General features: G+C 74.5%; 13 protein-coding genes. 9 read left to right on the forward strand and 4 right to left on the reverse strand.

The features are described 5' to 3' along the window. Positions 1–35: 35 nt before the first annotated feature. Positions 36–1,196 (reverse strand): agmatine deiminase family protein, encoded by a 1,161-nt coding sequence (locus tag ACZ50K_RS05165; RefSeq protein WP_468897679.1) that lies wholly within the window; start codon positions 1,194–1,196, stop codon positions 36–38. 176 nt (positions 1,197–1,372) lie between these two features. Next, positions 1,373–1,975 (reverse strand): TetR/AcrR family transcriptional regulator, encoded by a 603-nt coding sequence (locus ACZ50K_RS05170; protein ID WP_468897681.1) that lies wholly within the window; start codon positions 1,973–1,975, stop codon positions 1,373–1,375. A gap of 121 nt (positions 1,976–2,096) precedes the next feature. Here ACZ50K_RS05170 and ACZ50K_RS05175 point away from each other — a divergent pair, with 121 nt between their 5' ends. The 8 genes from ACZ50K_RS05175 (at position 2,097) to ACZ50K_RS05210 (ending at position 10,998) form a co-directional block, all read left to right on the forward strand. Further along, entirely contained in the window at positions 2,097–3,683 is a 1,587-nt protein-coding gene (locus ACZ50K_RS05175) for a serine/threonine-protein kinase (protein ID WP_468897683.1), read from the forward strand. Between the two features lie 68 nt (positions 3,684–3,751). Beyond that, entirely contained in the window at positions 3,752–4,333 is a 582-nt protein-coding gene (locus ACZ50K_RS05180) for a TetR/AcrR family transcriptional regulator (protein ID WP_468897685.1), read from the forward strand. 236 nt (positions 4,334–4,569) lie between these two features. Further along, on the forward strand, positions 4,570–5,613 hold the full coding sequence (locus tag ACZ50K_RS05185) for an agmatine deiminase family protein (RefSeq protein WP_468897687.1): 1,044 nt from the start codon (positions 4,570–4,572) through the stop codon (positions 5,611–5,613). Between the two features lie 86 nt (positions 5,614–5,699). Next, positions 5,700–7,367: an ABC transporter substrate-binding protein gene (locus ACZ50K_RS05190; RefSeq protein ID WP_468897689.1), complete on the forward strand. Its 1,668-nt coding sequence runs from the start codon at positions 5,700–5,702 to the stop codon at positions 7,365–7,367. Then, positions 7,364–8,323: an ABC transporter permease gene (locus ACZ50K_RS05195; RefSeq protein WP_468897691.1), complete on the forward strand. Its 960-nt coding sequence runs from the start codon at positions 7,364–7,366 to the stop codon at positions 8,321–8,323. The genes ACZ50K_RS05190 and ACZ50K_RS05195 overlap by 4 nt, the downstream gene beginning before the upstream one ends. Next, the gene (locus tag ACZ50K_RS05200) at positions 8,320–9,180 is read left to right on the forward strand and encodes an ABC transporter permease (protein WP_468897693.1); all 861 of its coding nucleotides are present in this window, start codon (positions 8,320–8,322) and stop codon (positions 9,178–9,180) included. Before ACZ50K_RS05195 ends, ACZ50K_RS05200 begins: the two co-directional genes overlap by 4 nt. Then, on the forward strand, positions 9,177–10,181 hold the full coding sequence (locus tag ACZ50K_RS05205) for an ABC transporter ATP-binding protein (protein WP_468897695.1): 1,005 nt from the start codon (positions 9,177–9,179) through the stop codon (positions 10,179–10,181). The genes ACZ50K_RS05200 and ACZ50K_RS05205 overlap by 4 nt, the downstream gene beginning before the upstream one ends. After that, positions 10,165–10,998, forward strand: a complete 834-nt coding sequence (locus tag ACZ50K_RS05210; RefSeq protein ID WP_468897697.1) for an ABC transporter ATP-binding protein — start codon at positions 10,165–10,167, stop codon at positions 10,996–10,998. The genes ACZ50K_RS05205 and ACZ50K_RS05210 overlap by 17 nt, the downstream gene beginning before the upstream one ends. 29 nt (positions 10,999–11,027) lie before the next feature. Here ACZ50K_RS05210 and ACZ50K_RS05215 read toward each other — a convergent pair whose 3' ends face one another. After that, a complete protein-coding gene (locus tag ACZ50K_RS05215; protein WP_468897699.1) occupies positions 11,028–11,675 on the reverse strand; it encodes a TetR/AcrR family transcriptional regulator in 648 nt (215 codons plus the stop codon). 158 nt (positions 11,676–11,833) lie between these two features. On the opposite strand from ACZ50K_RS05215, the gene ACZ50K_RS05220 reads away from it, so the two are divergent. Then, entirely contained in the window at positions 11,834–12,988 is a 1,155-nt protein-coding gene (locus ACZ50K_RS05220; protein ID WP_468897701.1) for an agmatine deiminase family protein, read from the forward strand. Positions 12,989–13,033: 45 nt separating this feature from the next. Here ACZ50K_RS05220 and ACZ50K_RS05225 read toward each other — a convergent pair whose 3' ends face one another. After that, positions 13,034–16,912 carry an nSTAND1 domain-containing NTPase gene (locus ACZ50K_RS05225; RefSeq protein WP_468897703.1) on the reverse strand — a complete coding sequence of 1,293 codons (3,879 nt, stop codon included), beginning with the start codon at positions 16,910–16,912 and terminating at the stop codon, positions 13,034–13,036. Positions 16,913–17,003: the final 91 nt, after the last annotated feature.

A 17,003-nucleotide genomic window follows, 5' to 3' on the forward strand; every position in this document is an offset into this window, starting at 1 on the left:
TCGGGCGGGTCGGGCGGGCGGGTCGGGCGGGCCGGTCAGGCGGCGGGCTTGCCCGGCTGGTCGTGGGTCGAGCAGTGGATGCCGCCGCCGCCCGAGGCGATCGTGTCGATGGCGACCGGCACGATGTCCCGCTTGGGGAAGTGCTCCTGGAGGATGCCGCGGGCCCGGTCGTCGGCCTTGCGGTCGCCGAACCGGGGCATGAACACGGAGTCGTTGGCGATGTAGAAGTTGGCGTAGGTGGACACGAAGTCGTCGCCCTCGCCGGTGATCCGGTTCAGGTCCGGCTGCGGCAGGTCGATCACCTCGAACCGCCGGCCCCGGGCGTCCGTGGCCTTGCTCAGCACCGACTTGGCCTGGTCCGCGGAGCGCGACCAGGAGTCCGGCGGGGTGCTGGGGTGCGCGCGGTCCAGCAGCACCACGCCCGGCGCGGTGAACCGGACCAGGCTGTCCACGTGCGCGTCGGTGATGTCCTCGCCGCGGACCCCGGCGAGCCAGATCACCTTCTGCACGCCCAGGGAGGTCTTGAGCTCCGCCTCGATGACGTCCCGGTTCTTGCCCCGGTTGCGGTTGTCGTTGACGATCGAGCTCTCGGTGATCATCAGGGTGCCCTCGCCGTCCGGCTCGAAGGAGCCGCCCTCCGCGACCAGCGGGGCCCGCTCCCGGGGGATGCCGTACTTCGGGAGCAGCGTGCGGCCGACCGCCGCGTCGTTGCGGTGGTCCTTCTGCTTGTTGCCCCAGCCGTTGAAGTTGAAGTCGACCCCGAGGACCTTGCCGCCCTGCTCGACGAAGACCGGGACGGTGTCACGGGCCCACAGGTCGTCGACGGGCAGCGGGATCACCTCCACCTGGTTGCCGCAGGCCCGTTGCGCGGCGGCCACCTGCTCCGGCCGGGCCATCATCACGACCGCCTCGTACTCGCCGACGGCCCGGGCGATCCGGGCGATGTCCTCGCGGACGTAGCGCAGGTCCTCGCCCCATACGGAGGTCAGGGCCGGCCAGGACATGAAGGTGCGGGTGTGGCTCTCCCACTCGGCACCGAGGCGCCGCTCGGCGGCGCGGCGGGGGGAACCGCTGCCGGTGGCCGCGGCCACCTGGGCGCCGGAGGCGGGGCCGCAGGCCGACGCGCCGGCGACGGCGGCACCGATCCCGGCGATGGTGCGAAGGACGGTCCGGCGGTTGGGGGGCAGGAAGGACACGGGAACTCCGATCGTGGGCCGGCCGGTGCGGTGCATCCGGCCGGGGCGGGCGCGAGGGTGTGCGTAGGGGACGAATCGGGCCCTACGGACAAGAGTGCGCGCTCCGCGCCGCGAACGGCCGATACGCGCGGGAAGCGGTACGGCCACGTGTCGTCACTGTGGCACTGACTGGAATTTCAGTCAAACGATCGATCGGCGGAACCGAGGCATCCGATTTCCACTCCGACCGCCTCCCGCAGCAGGTCGCGGGCGTGCTCCACCGGCAGCAGTCCGCTCAGCCAGCGCATGGAGAGCCCCTCCAGCAGGGCGGTCAGCCGTTCCGCGGCCGCCCCGACCTCCCCGGCCGGCGCCTTTGGGCACACGGCGGCCAGCCGGTCCGCCACCTCCGCCGCCCAGACGGCGGCCGCGGCGGCGAGGTCCTCCCGCAGCTCCGGGTCGAAGACCGAGTGGGCCCGCAGCTCACCCCAGGCCGTGCTGTTCTCCCGGACCTCGGGGAGCTCCTGGAACTCCAGCAGCAGGGTCCGCTCCAGCAGCGCCCGGGGCTCCTCGGGCCCGTCGGCGGTCCGGCCCCCGGCGAGGGCGGTGTAGCGGTCCGCCCGGTCCCCGATGAACGCCAGGGCCTGGCGCAGGATGCCCGGCCGGTCCTTGAAGTGGTAGTAGACCAGGGCGGTGGACACCCCGGCCTCGGCCGCCAGGTCCGCCACCCGCAGCCCCCGCACGCCACGGCGCGCGATGACCCGTGCGGCGCCCTGGAGGATCTCTCTCCTGCGGTCGGCCACGCTCCGGCCCTTCCTTCCTGGTGTCCCGGCCCGGCGGACTGTCGACGGGTCCGGTGCACCTCGCATTGTCACACATTGACTGAAAATTTAGTTAGGGGCACGATGCGGGGAGGTCATCCGCATGGTCGAAAGAGCCACCGCCATGTCCGAACAGCTCTCCGTCGCCCCGTCCGCCCCGTCCGCCCCGACGGCGCTGTCCGCCGAGGACCCGTACGAGATCGGTGGCTACCGGCTGCACGCCCGGCTGGGTTCCGGCGGGATGGGGGTGGTCTACCTGGCGTACACGCCCGGCGGCCGCCCGATCGCCCTGAAGGCCGTCCGCCGGGAGTTCGCCGCGGATCCGGAGTTCCGCGAGCGGTTCGCCCAGGAGGTGGCCAGCGCCCGCCGGATCCACGGACTGTTCACGGCCCAGGTCGTCGACTTCGGCATCGACGAGCGGACCCCCTGGCTGGCCACGGCCTACGTCCCGGGACCCTCGCTGCACGAGGTGGTGCGCGAGCACGGCCCGCTGCCGGCCCGTACCGTGCTGCTGCTGGCCGGGATAGCCGAGGCGCTCCAGGCCATCCACGGCGCGGGCGTGGTGCACCGGGACCTCAAGCCGGCCAACGTGCTGATCGCGGGGGACGGCCCCCGGGTCATCGACTTCGGTATCGCGCGGGCCGCCGACGCGGCCGCCCTCACCGGCACCGGCCTGCGGATCGGCACCGCCGCCTTCATGGCGCCCGAGCAGGCACTGGGGCACCGGGCCGGCCCGGCCGCCGACGTCTTCGCGCTCGGGGCGCTGGCCGGGTACGTGGCGGGCGGGGTGGCGCCCTTCGGGAACGGCCCGGAGTCCGGCACCCTCTACCGGGTCGTCCACGAGCACCCCGACCTCGGCCGGATACCCCCCGAACTGCATCCGCTGGTGTCCTGGTGCCTGGCCAAGACCCCGGAGGACCGCCCGACGACCGCACAGCTGATCGACTTCGTCCGGTCCCACCCCGCGGTCGGCCCCCGCCCGGACTTCACCGACGGCTGGCTCCCCCACCACATCCACACCGACCTCACCCCGGCAGCCGCCCCGGGCCCCGTGTCGCCGCATCCCCCGACGGCCCCGCACACCGCCCCGGCCCCGGCCGGTACGGGCAGACCCGGTGCCGGGCCCGCGCCGGTCCCGACGCCCCCCGGCCGCGCGGATCCGGCGGCCGGGGGCGGTCGCCGGTCGGCGGGGCGTCGGGGGCGCCGCCGGGTCGGGGCGGTCCTGGTGCCGGCCCTTCTGCTGGCCTCCGGCGCCGGGGCCGCCTACTACCTGTCCGGCCCCGAAGGGGACGCGGCCGGCCCGGCCGGCGCCACCGGCTACCTGCCCGGCTACCGCGCGGCCGGGCTGACCGCCCCGGACTCCGGCTACGAGTTCGACCTGAAGGCCGGCAAGGTGGTGCCGGCCGAGACCGCGTCCTGGTACCTGGCCCGCGAGGGCGAGGCCTTCCTGCCGTCCGAGGAGTCGGACGCCCACGTGGCGGGCTCGGCGGAGCTCACCCCGGCCGGCTGTGTCCGCGGCATCGAGACCGCCCCGGTCTCCTCGCTCCCGTTCGAGGAGCTGGCCGGGGAGCGGCCGTTCTGCGTCCGCAGCCCGGACGGCGCCGAGATCGCCGTGGTCCGGCTGGTGGACGAGGGCGCGGACGGGTCCGTCACGGTGTCCGTGGACCACTACCGCCGCCCGGCGGGCTGACCGTGGCCGCCCCACCGGCCCGGGAGCCGCGTACGGCACCCCCCGAACGCCCCGGTAGGGTGCGGGGCATGGCCTCTCGCAGCACTCAGATCCTCGAAGCGGCCGCCCGGGTCATCGCCCGGCGCGGGGTCCGCGGGCTGCGCGTGGAGGAACTCGCGGCCGAGGCCGGCGTCTCCACCGCCCTGATCTACTACCACTTCAAGGACCGCACCGGGGTCCTGCGCCAGACCCTGGAGTTCATCAACGACCGCGCGGAGCGCTACACCACCGACCGGGATCCGGACGAGCCGCCGCTCACCCCCCGTCAGGAGCTGGAGGAGACCCTGCTGCTGGAGCTCCAGGACACCGTGGAGGTGCGGGAGAACAGCTCCGCCTGGGGCGAGCTGAGGGCCAGCGCCGTCTTCGACGAGGTGCTGCGCGAGGACCTGGCCCGGGCCACCCTGGTGTGGGTCCAGGAGGTCGCCGCCCTGCTCGGCCAGGTGCGTCCGATGGCCCCGGCCTCCTCGCTGGCCGCCGCGGCCGAGCGGCTCACCGCGCTGCTGGAGGGCCTGTCCATGCGCTGGCTCAGCGGGGGCATCGAGATCGGGCACGCGCGGGAGCTGATGCGCGGGGCCGTGGACGCCGAGCTGGCCGGACTCCGGCAGCGCTGACCCCTCCCGTCACGTCCTCCCGGGGGACGGGACCTTTCGCTGTCCCATCTATTGACTGAATTTTCAGTCAATGCCAGAGTGGGAAACGAGCCGCCGACGATGCCTTGCCTCCGGCCCTCGAACTCTTCGACTTCTTCGACTTCCTGGATTTTCTGGACTTCCTTGATCTCGCCGCTCTTGACTGAATTTTCAGTTCAGTGGCAGACTCCGCCGACCCATAGGAAATGAGACATCTGATGGCTGAACACCGTATGCCCGCGGAGTGGTCCGAGCACCAGGGCACCCTGATGGCCTGGCCCACCCGGGAGGACCTCTGGGGGAGCGTGCTGGCCGAGGTGAAGGAGGAGTACGCCAACGTCGCCCGCGCCATCGCCGCCTTCGAACCGGTCACCATGGTCGCCCCGCCCGGCCACGGCGAGGACGCCCGCGCCCACTGCGCCGAAGGCGCCCTCGACGGCGCCGGGATCACCGTCGTCGAGCTGCCCCTCGACGACTCCTGGTTCCGCGACTCCGCCCCGCTCTTCGTCCTCGACGGCGACGGCAACCGGTCCGGCGTCGACTTCCGCTTCAACGCCTGGGGCGGCAAGCACCACCCCTTCGACTCCGACGACCGGGTCAGCGCCCTGCTGCTGGAGCACCTCGGCGTGGACCGGATCGCCTCCGACATGATCCTCGAAGGCGGAGCGATCACCGTGGACGGCGAAGGCACCCTGATCACCACCGAGCAGTGCCTGCTCCACCCCAACCGCAACCCCGGCATGGACCGCGCGGAGATCGAGGCCGAGCTCAAGGCCCGCCTCGGGGTCACCAAGGTCATCTGGCTGCCCTACGGCGGCCTCCTCGACACCGAGACCGACGGCCATGTCGACGGGGTCTGCGCCTTCGCCGCACCCGGCACGGTCGTCGTCTCCCTGCCCGCTGACCCGGCCCACCCCGACCACGCCCGGATGCGCGCCAACCGCGCCGTACTGGAAGCCGTCACCGACGCCCGCGGCCGCCGACTGGAGATCATCGACCTGCCGCAGACCGCCTTCGCGGACATCGCCGGCGGCGAGGTCGAGGTCTCCTACCTCAACTACTACGTGGCCAACGGCGGGGTGGTCGTCCCGGTCGCCGGAGTCCCCCAGGACGAGGAGGCCCTCGCCGTCATCGCCTCCGCCTACCCCGGCCGCAAGGTCGTCGGCGTCCGGGCCCCCGCCATCGCCTTCGGCGGCGGCGGGGTCCACTGCATCACCCAGCAGGTCCCCGCCGCGCCCACCGGCGGCACCGCCACCGGCTGACCCGGGCACCGGCCGTTCCCGGCGGACCGCCCCGGCGGTCCGCCCGCTCCTCCCCCCGCATCCCTCACGGAACAGAGAGCGCGACGATGACCCCCTCCCCGCACCGCGCGAGCAGACGCCCCGGACGCCGGACCGGCCGCCGCACCGCGGCCCTCGGCACCGCCGTCCTGACCTCCTTCGCCCTCCTCGCGGCCTGCTCCGGACCGCCGAAGTCGGACGCCGGCGGCGTCACCGACGTCCAGCTCTCCGCCTCCACGCCCCCGGCCCGCGGCGAGATCGACTCCTTCAGCTGGGCCGTCTACGCGGAACCGCCCACCCTCGACTACACGGTGGCGTTCGACTACCCGCAGAACACCGTGCTGTCCAACGTGTGCGAGAGCCTGATGCGCTGGACCCCCCAGCTCACCACCGAACCGGGCCTCGCCCGGCAGGCCACCAACCCCGACCCCACCACCTGGGTCTACGACCTGCGCCCCGGGGTCCGCTTCCACGACGGCAACGAGATGACCGCCGACGACGTGGTCTTCAGCCTCGGCCGCCAGCGGGACCCCGACAACGCCGCCGCCTGGGCCCAGGTCTTCCAGAACGTCACCGCCATCCGCAAGACCGGCCCGCTCCAGGTCACCGTCAAGCTGAAGAAGCCCGACTCCCAGTTCCCCCAGTACATGGCCACCGCCGCCGGGGTCGTGGCCTCCAAGGCGGGCGTCGAGGCGGCCGGCAAGGACTACGGCACCACCGGCGGGCTCGCCTGCACCGGCCCCTTCGCCCTCGGCACCTGGAACAAGGGCCAGTCCATCGAACTCGACCGCTTCGACGGCTACTGGGGCACCAGGGCGAAGGCGAAGAAGGCCGTCTTCCGCATCCTCACCGACCCCTCCGCCCGCACCAACGCCATGCTCAGCGGAGAGGTCGACGGCGGCTATCTGATCCCCACCGAGAGCTACGCCCGACTGCGCGGCAGCGGCAGCGGCACCCTCTACTTCGGCGAGGGCCTCAGCACCGTCAACGTCAACATCACCAACATGAAGGGCCCCCTCGGCGACGTCCGGGTCCGCCAGGCCCTCTCGCTGGCGCTGGACCGCACCGGATTCGTCAAGGCAGGCCTCGGCGGCGCCGGCACCGTCACCAACTCCCTCACCACCCGGGCCGCCTGGGCCGCCGCCCCCGAGGGCACCCTGAAGAAGGCCTTCGGCGGACTGCCCCCCACCGGCCAGGACCTCGCCAAGGCCAAGGCCCTCGTCGAAGCGGCCGGAGCCACCGGCAAGACCCTCACCGTGGCCACCAGCTCCATCGGCCAGGACGTCTCCCTGCTCGCCACCGCCGTGCAGGCCGCCGGCACCGGGATCGGCCTGGACATCAAGCTGAAGACCATCGCCCCCAACGCCTTCACCGCCCTGTTCACCGACCCCCGGGCACGCGAGGGCATCGACATGTTCCCGCTGACCTACTACGACTCCATCACCGACCCGCTCGACCTGCTCGCCAACTTCAGGACCGGCGCCTATCTGAACTTCGCCGGCTACAGCGACCCCGGCTACGACCGGCTCGTCGAACAGGCCGGATCCGTCTACCCGGTGGCCGAACGGCTGGAGATCGAGGCGCAGCTCCAGCGCCACGCGGCCGAGAAGCTGCTGTGGATACCCGTCGCCGAATGGCCGACCGCCATGTTCCTCGGCAAGCGGATCACCGGCGCCCCCACCACCATCTCGTACATGTACCACCCGTGGGCCGCGGACGTGGGGGCCGCCCAGTGAGCTTCCTCCGATTCGCCGTCCGACGGCTGGCGGAGATGGCCGCGACCCTCCTCGCCGCCTCGTTCGTGGTCTTCGGCGCCATGTACCTGGCACCCGGCAGCCCGGCGAGCTTCCTGCTCGCCGGCCGGTCGGCCTCCCCGGAGGCCCTCGCCTCCATCAACGCCCAGTACCACCTGGACGAACCCTTCCTGCTGCGCTACTTCCGCTGGCTCGGGGACATGCTGCACGGCGACTTCGGCCGCTCGATCACCTACCGCACCGACGTCTCCCGGCTCCTCGCCGACCGGCTGCCCGTCACCCTGCTGCTGATCACCATGGCCCTGCTCGTGGTGACGGCCGCCGGCCTCTTCCTCGGCCGGCTCGCCGCCGTCCGCGGCGGGGCCACCGACTCCGCCGTCCTGGTCACCACCACCTTCGCCGTCGGCACCCCGTCCTTCGTCGCCGCCGTGCTCCTCCAGGGCCTGTTCGCCGTCCAGCTCGGCTGGTTCCCCAGCAGCGGGGCCGGCGAGGGGTTCACCGACATGCTCCGGCACCTCACCCTCCCCGCCGTCGCCCTGGCGCTCTACCTGATCGGCATGCTCGCCCGGGTCACCCGCTCCGCCATGCTCGAAGCGCTCGACAGCGAACACGTCACCGTCGCCCGCAGCCGCGGGGTCCCCGAACGCCAGGTCATCCGCCGCCACGTGTTCCGCAACTCCCTCGGCACCGTCCTCACCACCGGCGGACTGATCGTCTCCACCCTCCTGGTGTGCACCATCCTGGTCGAGACCGCCTTCAGCATCGGCGGCATCGGCCAGCTCCTCGAACTCTCCACCACCACCAAGGACTTCCCCACCGTCCAGGCGATCTCCCTGATCATCGTCGCCCTCTTCATGACCGTGAACCTGGTCGTCGACCTGCTGCTCCCGGTGGTCGACCCCCGGATCACCCTCGGAACCAGGGGAGCCGCCGCATGAGCGCCGTCCTCACCCGCCGCCCCGGCCTCGCCAAGGTCCGCGCCACCGGCTCCCGCTCCCCGCTGCACCTGGTCTGCCTGGTGCTCGCCGCGGCCGTGGTCCTCGCCGCCCTGCTGGCACCCTGGCTGGCCCCGCACGACCCCAACGCCGTCGACCTCGGCAACGCCCTCGCCGGACCCTCCGCCGCCCACCCCCTCGGCGTGGACACCGCCGGCCGCGACACCCTCTCCCGACTGCTGCTCGGCGCCCGCACCTCCCTGCTCGGACCGCTCGGCGTCGTCGTCTTCTCCACCCTCGCCGGCATCGCCATCGGCACCGCCGCCGCCTGGAAGGGCGGCTGGATCGACTCCGTCCTCTCCCGGAGCACGGAACTGGTCTTCGCCTTCCCCGGGATGCTGCTGGCCATCCTGATCATCTCCGTCTACGGCGAGGGCCTGCTCGCCCCCGTCCTCGCCCTGGCCGTCGCCTACCTGCCCTACGTCAGCCGGCTCACCCGCTCTCTGGTCCTGGCCGAACGCGCCCGCCCCTACGTCAGCGCCTACCAGGTCCAGGGCCACTCCGCCCTCCAGATCTGCCTGCGCCACATCCTCCCCAACATCGCCCCCGTCGTCCTCGCCCAGTCCACCATCAACTTCGGCTACGCCCTGATGGACCTCGCCGGACTGTCCTTCCTCGGCCTCGGGGTCCCCGCCCTCACCCCCGACTGGGGCCGCATGGTCTTCGACGGACAGACCGCCATCCAGCACGGCTACCCGCTGTCCGCGGTCCTGCCCAGCCTGTTCATCGTGCTCACCGTGGTCGCGTTCAACGTGGTGGGCGAGCGGTGGGCCGACCGCGTCGCCAGGAGAGACCGATGAACCCCACCCCACCGGTGCCCACCCTCGACATCCGCGGACTGCGGGTCACCCTGCCCGGCACCGCCCGGCCCGTGCTCGACGGGATCGACCTCACCGTCGCCCCCCGGGAGACCGTCGCCCTCGTCGGCGAGTCCGGCTCCGGCAAGAGCATCACCTCCCGCAGCGCACTCGCCCTGCTGCCGCCCGGCGCCGCCACCGAGGGCTCCGTCCTCGTCGGCGGCGAGGACGTCCTCGCCATGGACCCGGCCCGGCTGCGCACCGTACGCGCCGGCCGGGCCGCCATGGTCTTCCAGGACCCCCGCGCCGCCGTCAACCCGCTGCGCCGCATCGGCGACTTCCTCACCGAGAGCGTCACCCTCACCGGGGCCGTGACCCGGCCGGAGGCCGCCCACCGCGCCCTCGAACTCCTCGGGGCCGTCGGCCTGGACGGATCCGTGCTGCGCAAGTACCCGGGCCAGGTCTCCGGCGGAATGCTGCAACGGGTGGTGATCGCCGCCGCCCTGATGGGCGACCCCGCCCTGCTGCTCGCCGACGAACCCACCACCGCCCTGGACGTCACCAGCCAGGCCGAGGTGATCGCCCTGCTGGCCGGGCTCCGCGAACGCTTCGGCACCGGCCTGCTGTTCGTCACCCACGACCTGGACCTCGCCGCCGCCATCAGCGACCGGGTGTACGTCATGTACGCCGGCCGGATCGCCGAGAGCGGCCCCGCCGAAGCCCTCTTCGCCCGCCCCCGGCACCCCTACACCGCCGCCCTCCTCGCCTCCACCCCGAGGATGGACGGCCCCCGGGGCAGACTCGCCGCCATCGAGGGCCAGCCCCCCGACCTGCGGGAACCGCTGCCCGGCTGCGCGTTCGCCGCCCGCTGCCCGCTCGCCACCGAGGTCTGCGACCAGCGGGCCCCGCTGCCCGCCGCGGCCCCCGGCCGGCCGGACCACCGGGCCGCCTGCCACCACAGCGACCGGCTCGAAGGGAGCACCGCCGATGTCCTCGGTATCTGAGAACGTGCTGGAGGTCCGGGGCCTGCGCCGCAGCTACGGAGCCGTCCGCGCGGCCGACGACGTGTCCTTCACCCTCCCCGAGGGCGGCTCGCTCGGCATCGTCGGCGAATCCGGCTCGGGCAAGACCACCACCGCCCGGATCGTCGTCGGCCTGGAACAGGCCGACGGGGGACAGGTGCTGCTCCGCGGCCGGGACCGCACCGGCCGGGCCCGCGGCCGGGACCGCACCGGCCGGGCCCGCGGCCGGGCCGCCCGGCTGGCCCGGGCCCGCGAGATCCAGATGGTCTTCCAGGACCCCTACCTCTCCCTCGACCCGCGCACCAGCGTCGAGGCGGCCCTCCGCGAGACCCTGGCCCTGCACTTCCCCGGACGGGACCACACGGCACGGATCCGTGAACTCCTCGACCAGGTGGGGCTGGGCACCCGGGCCGCCGACGCCCTGCCCCGCCGGCTCTCCGGCGGCCAGCGCCAGCGGGTGGCCATCGCCCGCGCCCTCGCGGTGGAACCGGCCGTCCTGGTCCTCGACGAGGCGGTCGCCGCCCTGGACGTCTCGGTCCAGGCCCAGATCCTCAACCTGCTGGCCGACGTCCGGGAACAGACCGGGATCGGCTACCTGTTCATCACCCACGACCTCGGGGTGGTGCGCTGCGTCACCGACGAGATCGTGGTGATGCGGCACGGCGCCGTGGTCGAGCGGGGTGCCACCCGGGAGGTGCTCGCCGCCCCCCGGCACCCCTACACCCGGCTGCTGCTGGAGTCGGTGCCCCGGCCCGGCTGGGACCCGGCGGCCATCGCCGCCGCCCGGCGGGCCCTCTAGGCCGGGGCGGGTGTCCGCGGGGCGGCTGGTCAGCTGCCCGCGGCGAGGGTCCGCAGCAGGGTGCGCAGCACCGGCCCGGGGTCGACCTCGGAGCCCAGCGACTCGGCGGCCGCCAGTCCGTCCACGGCGGCGGCCACGGCCTCGCCCAGCAGCAGGGGTTCGACGCCCCCGCCCCGCTCCTCGGCGAGCACCCGGAACAGGGCGACGAAGCAGCCGCGCCAGCGCCGGTACTCCGCCTCCAGGGCCTCCCGGACCCGTGCGTCGTTCAGGGCGTGCCAGTGCAGCGCCGAGTGGAGGCGGGAGAGTTCGGCGCCCTCGGGCCGGCCCAGCAGTTCGGCCACCCGGTCCGCCCGTTCCCCGTACGAGCCCGGGCCGGCGACCGCCTCCTCCAGGGGGTGGATCCACTCCGGGCGGATGTCCGCGATCACGGCCAGCACCAGATCGGTGCGGTCCTGGAAGTGGTAGTGGCACATCCCGTGCGAAACCCCGCTGAGCGCCGCCACGTTGCGGGTGGTGAACCGCTCGCTCATACCGCCCGCGAGCAGGGTCCGCGCGGCGGCGATCAGCCGTGCCCGGGTCTGTTCGCCCTTGGCCGAGGTCCGGGTCCGTCCGGCGGGGGCGGGCGGTGCGGTCGGGGCGGCGGACTGGTCCGGGGAGTGCGGTGCGGAAGCGGCCATGGCGTCACTCTAACCAGCTTGCGGCGTCCCACCTGCGGGTTCGGTGGATCCACCGGAATGCCCTCGTCCAAACTATTGACCGAGCGCTTGGCCAGTTTTAGCTTTCCGGTCAACCCCGTTCGTCAGACGGGGAGTTGCGGTACCGAAGGAGACCCCTCATGAACGATCACGCAGCGAACCCGAGCTCCGGGGGCATGGGCCGGCGCCGGTTCATGGCGGCGGCGGGACTCACCGCCGCCGGCGCCGCCCTCGCGGCGGCCGAAGGCCGGGCCCGGGCCCTGTCCGTCCCGTCCGCGGCGGCGGCCGGCACCTTCCGGGTGCCGATCGAGGACGTACGGCACACCCGCACCTGGATGGCCTGGCCGGACAGCAGCTCCATCTGGGGCAACACCCTCAGCGGGGTCCAGAACGACATCGCCCTGATCGCCCGGACCATCGCCAAGTACGAGCCGGTGTACATGTGCGCCAACTCGGGCAGTGCCGCCAAGGCCCGCTCCCTGTGCGGTTCCACCGTCACCGTCATCAGCACCATCCCGGTGGACGACTGCTGGATGCGGGACACCGGCCCGGTGTTCCGCACCGACGGGGCCGGCGGGATGGACGCGGTCGGTCTCAACTTCAACGGCTGGGGCCGCAAGCAGGCCTACGCCAAGGACACCCTGGTGGCCGGCCGGATCGCCTCCTACCTGGGCGTGCCCTTCACCTCCGCGGCCCTGGTGGGGGAGGGCGGCGCGGTCGAGCAGGACGGCGCCGGCACCCTGATGGCCACCCGCAGCAGCCTGGTGAACCGCAACCGCAACCCCAACAAGACCCAGGCCCAGATCGAGGCGGCGCTCTGCGCGGCCTACGGGGCCTCCAAGGTGATCTGGTTCGACGGGGTGGTGGGCCAGGACATCACCGACGACCACGTGGACGCCACCTCCCGCTTCCTCGCCCCCGGCAAGGCCCTGGTCCAGATGCCGCTGGCCTCGGACAACGACGTGTACGCCAAGGACGCGCGCCAGCAGTTCCAGATCCTGTCCGCGTCGACCACGGCGGGCGGGGCCCGGATGGCGGTGGAGAAGCTCCAGGGGCCCGACTACGACCGGATCCGCTCCACCAATCCGGACTTCCTCGCCTCCTACGCCAACTACTACGTCTGCAACGGCGCCGTCATCAGCGGCCAGTTCGGCGACACCGCGGCCGACTCGGCGGCGCGGGCCACCCTGACCCGGCTGTTCCCGGGCCGGGTCGTCGAGCGCCTGAACATCGACCGGCTCGGCGCGGGCGGCGGCGGCATCCACTGCGTCACCCAGCAGCAGCCGGTGCCGTAGGCCGTCGCGGGCACGGCGGGAGCCGGGCCCGAGCGGGGCCCGGTCTCAGCAGACCTTCCGGTACGGGACGTCCGGGAGGTGCTCCCGCCACTCGGCGCGGGTCGGCCCGCCCCCGGCCCGCCCGCACACGGCGGCGGTCAGCGGCCCGGCGGCCACCGGATGGGACTGGATCCCGCTGTGCTCGCCCGCGCTGTGCAGGGTCCGCCCGTCCGGGGTGAAGGCCACCGCGACGATGGCGTCGCCCGGGGTCGGCAGCGGGGACCCCAGCGGCTGCCCCGAGGCCACGTCCCAGAGCTGGAGGGTGCCGCCGCCGCCCGCCACCGCCAGCGTCCGCCCGTCGGGGGAGAAGGCCAGCGCCCGGACGGCCTCCACCGTGCCCCGGCGGGCCGCGCCCTGGCCGCCGAGCAGGGCCCCGCGCCGGCGGCCGACCTCCCCGTCCCACAGGGTCACCCCGCCCGCGCCGTCGCCGACCGCCAGCGTCCCGCCGTCCGGGCTGAAGGCCAGCACCCCGCCGGCCTCCATGTGGAGCCCGCGCGGGGTGATCCGGCCGGAGGGCAGGGCGAAGGAGCGGGTGGGGGTGACGAGCAGCCGGCCGTCTGGGCGGGCCACCGGGGAGCCGGGACGCGACAGGAAGGAGCCGAACACCGTGAAGTGCTCCTCGGACTGGGTCTCCGGCCGGACCCGGTGCCGGCCGGCCATGTCCCGGACGTCGACGGTGTCCATCCCGAACCGCTGGACGAGCAGCGACCGCCCGTCCCCGGTGAAGGCCAGCCCGGTCATCGGCAGCCGCGCCGAATAGGGCGGCCGGGGGTCCAGCAGCGGACGGGCCGGGGCGTCGGCCCGCAGGTCCCACAGGGTCAGCCCGCGGAACTCCGGCCGTTCCTCGTCCCCGTACAGACTGGTCCGGCCGTGCACCAGGGTCCGGCCGTCGGGGCTCAGCGCGAACAGGGTGTGGCACTCCTGGGCGGCCGGCGGGAGGCCGCCCTCCGAGCAGCGGACGGCGGGGGTGCGGGCGGTCAGGCGCCCGTCCGGCACCCGGAAGGCCTCGAAACGGGTGCCGCCGTCCCGGTGCCGGTCCACCACCAGGGTCCGGCCGTCCCGGCTGAACGCGCCCCGGGAGGCGGGCTCCCGGCTCCAGTCCGGGTCCGTCGCCCGCCCGTAGGACACCGTGCGCACCACGCTGTCGGAGCGGTGCCGCTCGGTCACGTAGCGGATCACCCCGGCCGCCGGGTCGATCCTGAGCTGGGTGGCGGTCTCGTTGGCCAGCGGGAACCGGAAGACCGGCTCCGCGGGCGCGGCCAGCCGCCACAGGAGGACCTCCCGGCCGTCCGCCGCCACCACGAACCGCCCGTCGGGGCTGGGCATGGCGTCGGTCAGGCCCGGATGCCGGATCGTGGTGCCGGCCCGCCCGGTCGCCGGGTCCCAGAAGCGCAGCCCGGCCGGGGTCCGGGTCATCAGCGTCCGGCCGTCCCCGCCGAACCGGACCGACTCCGCGGCGCAGGCCCCGGGCGGGGCGGCCGGCAGCCGCAGGCGCCGGGACACGTCCCAGACCTGCAGCGGTACCTCCGCCGCCCGGGCCGCGGGCTGCTCGGCCCCTTCGGCGCAGAGCGCCAGCAGCCGGCCGTCCGGGCTCACCGCCCAGCGCGGGTCGCGTTTCACCGGCCGCTCCAGCAGCGTCCGGCCGGTGGACACCTCCCGGAGCGCCAGCGAGCCCCGCCCGTCCGCCTCCAACCGGACGTCCACCAGGGCCCGGCCGTCGGGCGCGTAACCGTAGACCGCGCGGTCCGTCCGCCGCGCGGGCCCGGCCGGCCGCCCCGAGACCAGGTCCCACTCCCGGACGGACGGCCGGGCCTCCCCCAGCGGGGAGGACAGCACCGCCCGCCGTCCGTCCGGGCTGATCCCGCCGACCCGCCGGTCGAAGGAGTACGGCACCGGGGGCCCGGCCGGCCGCCGCCCGGCGACGTCCCAGGCCCGCACCCCGGACTCGCCGACCGTGACGACGGTCCGGCCGTCCTCGCTCAGCCGGACCGGGGCCGTCCCCGAGCGTGTCGAACCGTCCCCGTCCGGCACGTCGAAGGTGTCCGACTCCGGCTGGGCGAACGCCCCGAGCAGCGCCGAACGCGTCTGGGTGGTCCGGGTGAGCGTCCAGGCGGCCACGCTCAGCCGCATCGCCAGGACCGGATCGGAGGCCCGGAGCCCCTGCGCCAGCGAGGCCACCCGGCGGGCGGCCGCCTCCTCGCGCTGCTGGCGCCCCTCCAGCCGCTGCTGCCGGCTGTCCCGGCCCTGCTGCCAGGCCGCCGTCGCGGCCACCGTGGTGAGGACGACGAGCAGCGCCACCGCCGAGACCACCGCCCGGCGGGCCCACCGGGACCGGCTCCGGGCCGCACTGCTGGCCATCAGGAACTCCCGCTCCGGAGCGGTCAGCTCGCGCCGCTCCCGGGCGGTGGCGAAGGCGTGCTCGGCCTCGGCCAGCTCGCCGCCGCGCAGCAGGGCCCCGCGCTCCCGCCGCCGGAGCCGCCAGTTGTCGGCCGCCTGGGTCAGCCTCCGGTGCCGGCGCAGCCGTTCGCGGTCCTCGTCGATCCAGCCGCGCAGCCTCGGCCAGGCGGTGATCAGCGCCTCGTGGGCCAGGTCGACGGTGTCCCGGTCCAGGGTGACGAGCCGGGCCCGGGCCAGCCGGTCCAGCATCGTGCGCGCGTCGCCGTCCCCCTCCGTGCCGTCCCGGCCGTCCGCCCCTTCCGGCCGGTCCGCCCGGGCGCGGACCACCTCGGCCCGGCCGACCGGGCGGCGGGTGTCCGGGGCCCCGTCGCCCGGGGTGACCAGGCCGAGCAGGATCCGGCGGGCCGCCTCCGCCTGGGCCGGGGTCAGATCGGCGTACAGGTCCTCGGCGGTCTGCGCGATGGCCCCGTGCAGCCCGCCGGCCGCCCGGTGCCCCTCCAGGGTCAGGGTGCGGCCCCGGCGACGGCGCCAGGTCTCCAGCAGGGCGTGCGAGAGCAGCGGCAGGCTGCCGGGTTCGCCCCGCACCTCCTCCACCAGCCGGGCGGTCAGCTCCCGTTCCACGAGCAGTCCGGCGGCGGCCGCCGGCTTCACGATCGCCCCGCGCAGCTCCGCGGCGGTCAGCGGGCCCACCGGCAGGGCGGCCTCCGCCACGGCCTCGGCCAGCCCGGGGTGGGCCAGACAGCGGGCGTAGAAGTCGGCGCGCACCCCGAGCACCACCCGCAGCCCGCTGTCCGCCCGGCGGGCCGCCAGCAGGGCGGTCAGGAACTCCTCCCGCTCCCGGGCGTCGGCGCAGAGCGTGAACAGCTCCTCGAACTGGTCCACCACCAGCCAGGTCTCGCCGTCCCCGGCGGCCGGGACGAGCAGCTTCCCGTGCCGGCGCATCGGATGCTCGCCCGGGGTGAGGACCCGCAGGGCGGCGGCCCGGGGCAGCGGGTCCCAGGACCGGCGCAGCCGGGGGATCAGACCGGCCCGCAGCAGCGAGGACTTGCCGCTGCCGGAGGGCCCGAAGACCACGGTGAAGCGGTGCGCCGCGACCAGGGCGGTCAACTCCTCGGTGAGCCGGTCGCGTCCGAAGAACACCGCCTCGTCCTCCGGCTCGAAGCGGGCCATACCGCGGTAGGGGGAGTCGCCCACGGTCCCGGAGAAGGCGGCGAGTTCCCCGAGGTGCTCCGCCTCGGCGGCCGTCCAGAGCCGCTCCCACTCCGCGGGGTCGGCGCCGCAGGCGGTCGCGTAGGCCAGGGCCACCGCCAGGGTGGGCAGCCGTTCCCCGGCCGCGGCCTGGGAGAGCGCGGTCACCGAGTACCCGGCCCGCCGGGCCAGTTCCCGGTACGGCGGGGCACCCGCCTCGCGGCGCAGACGGCGCAGCCCGCAGGCGAACCGCGGCACCGGACCGGCCTGCGGATCGAGCTCCTTCTCCGGCCTTCCCACGGCGCCCCCGTTCAGTGGATCAAGGTCCTCTCCATGCTGGGAACGTACCTCCCTCCGTCACAAGAGCCTCACCAGCCACATGCGAAACGGT

The organism is Streptomyces sp. NPDC033845, assembly GCF_055576225.1.

Coding starts and splice junctions, on each gene's coding strand:
- ACZ50K_RS05175 (WP_468897683.1), top strand. CDS start 2,097: ATGGTCGAAAGAGCCACCGCCATGTCCGAACAGCTCTCCGTCGCCCCG.
- ACZ50K_RS05200 (WP_468897693.1), top strand. CDS start 8,320: ATGAGCGCCGTCCTCACCCGCCGCCCCGGCCTCGCCAAGGTCCGCGCC.
- ACZ50K_RS05220 (WP_468897701.1), top strand. CDS start 11,834: ATGAACGATCACGCAGCGAACCCGAGCTCCGGGGGCATGGGCCGGCGC.
- ACZ50K_RS05210 (WP_468897697.1), top strand. CDS start 10,165: ATGTCCTCGGTATCTGAGAACGTGCTGGAGGTCCGGGGCCTGCGCCGC.
- ACZ50K_RS05215 (WP_468897699.1), bottom strand. CDS start 11,675: ATGGCCGCTTCCGCACCGCACTCCCCGGACCAGTCCGCCGCCCCGACC.
- ACZ50K_RS05190 (WP_468897689.1), top strand. CDS start 5,700: ATGACCCCCTCCCCGCACCGCGCGAGCAGACGCCCCGGACGCCGGACC.
- ACZ50K_RS05180 (WP_468897685.1), top strand. CDS start 3,752: ATGGCCTCTCGCAGCACTCAGATCCTCGAAGCGGCCGCCCGGGTCATC.
- ACZ50K_RS05205 (WP_468897695.1), top strand. CDS start 9,177: ATGAACCCCACCCCACCGGTGCCCACCCTCGACATCCGCGGACTGCGG.
- ACZ50K_RS05185 (WP_468897687.1), top strand. CDS start 4,570: ATGGCTGAACACCGTATGCCCGCGGAGTGGTCCGAGCACCAGGGCACC.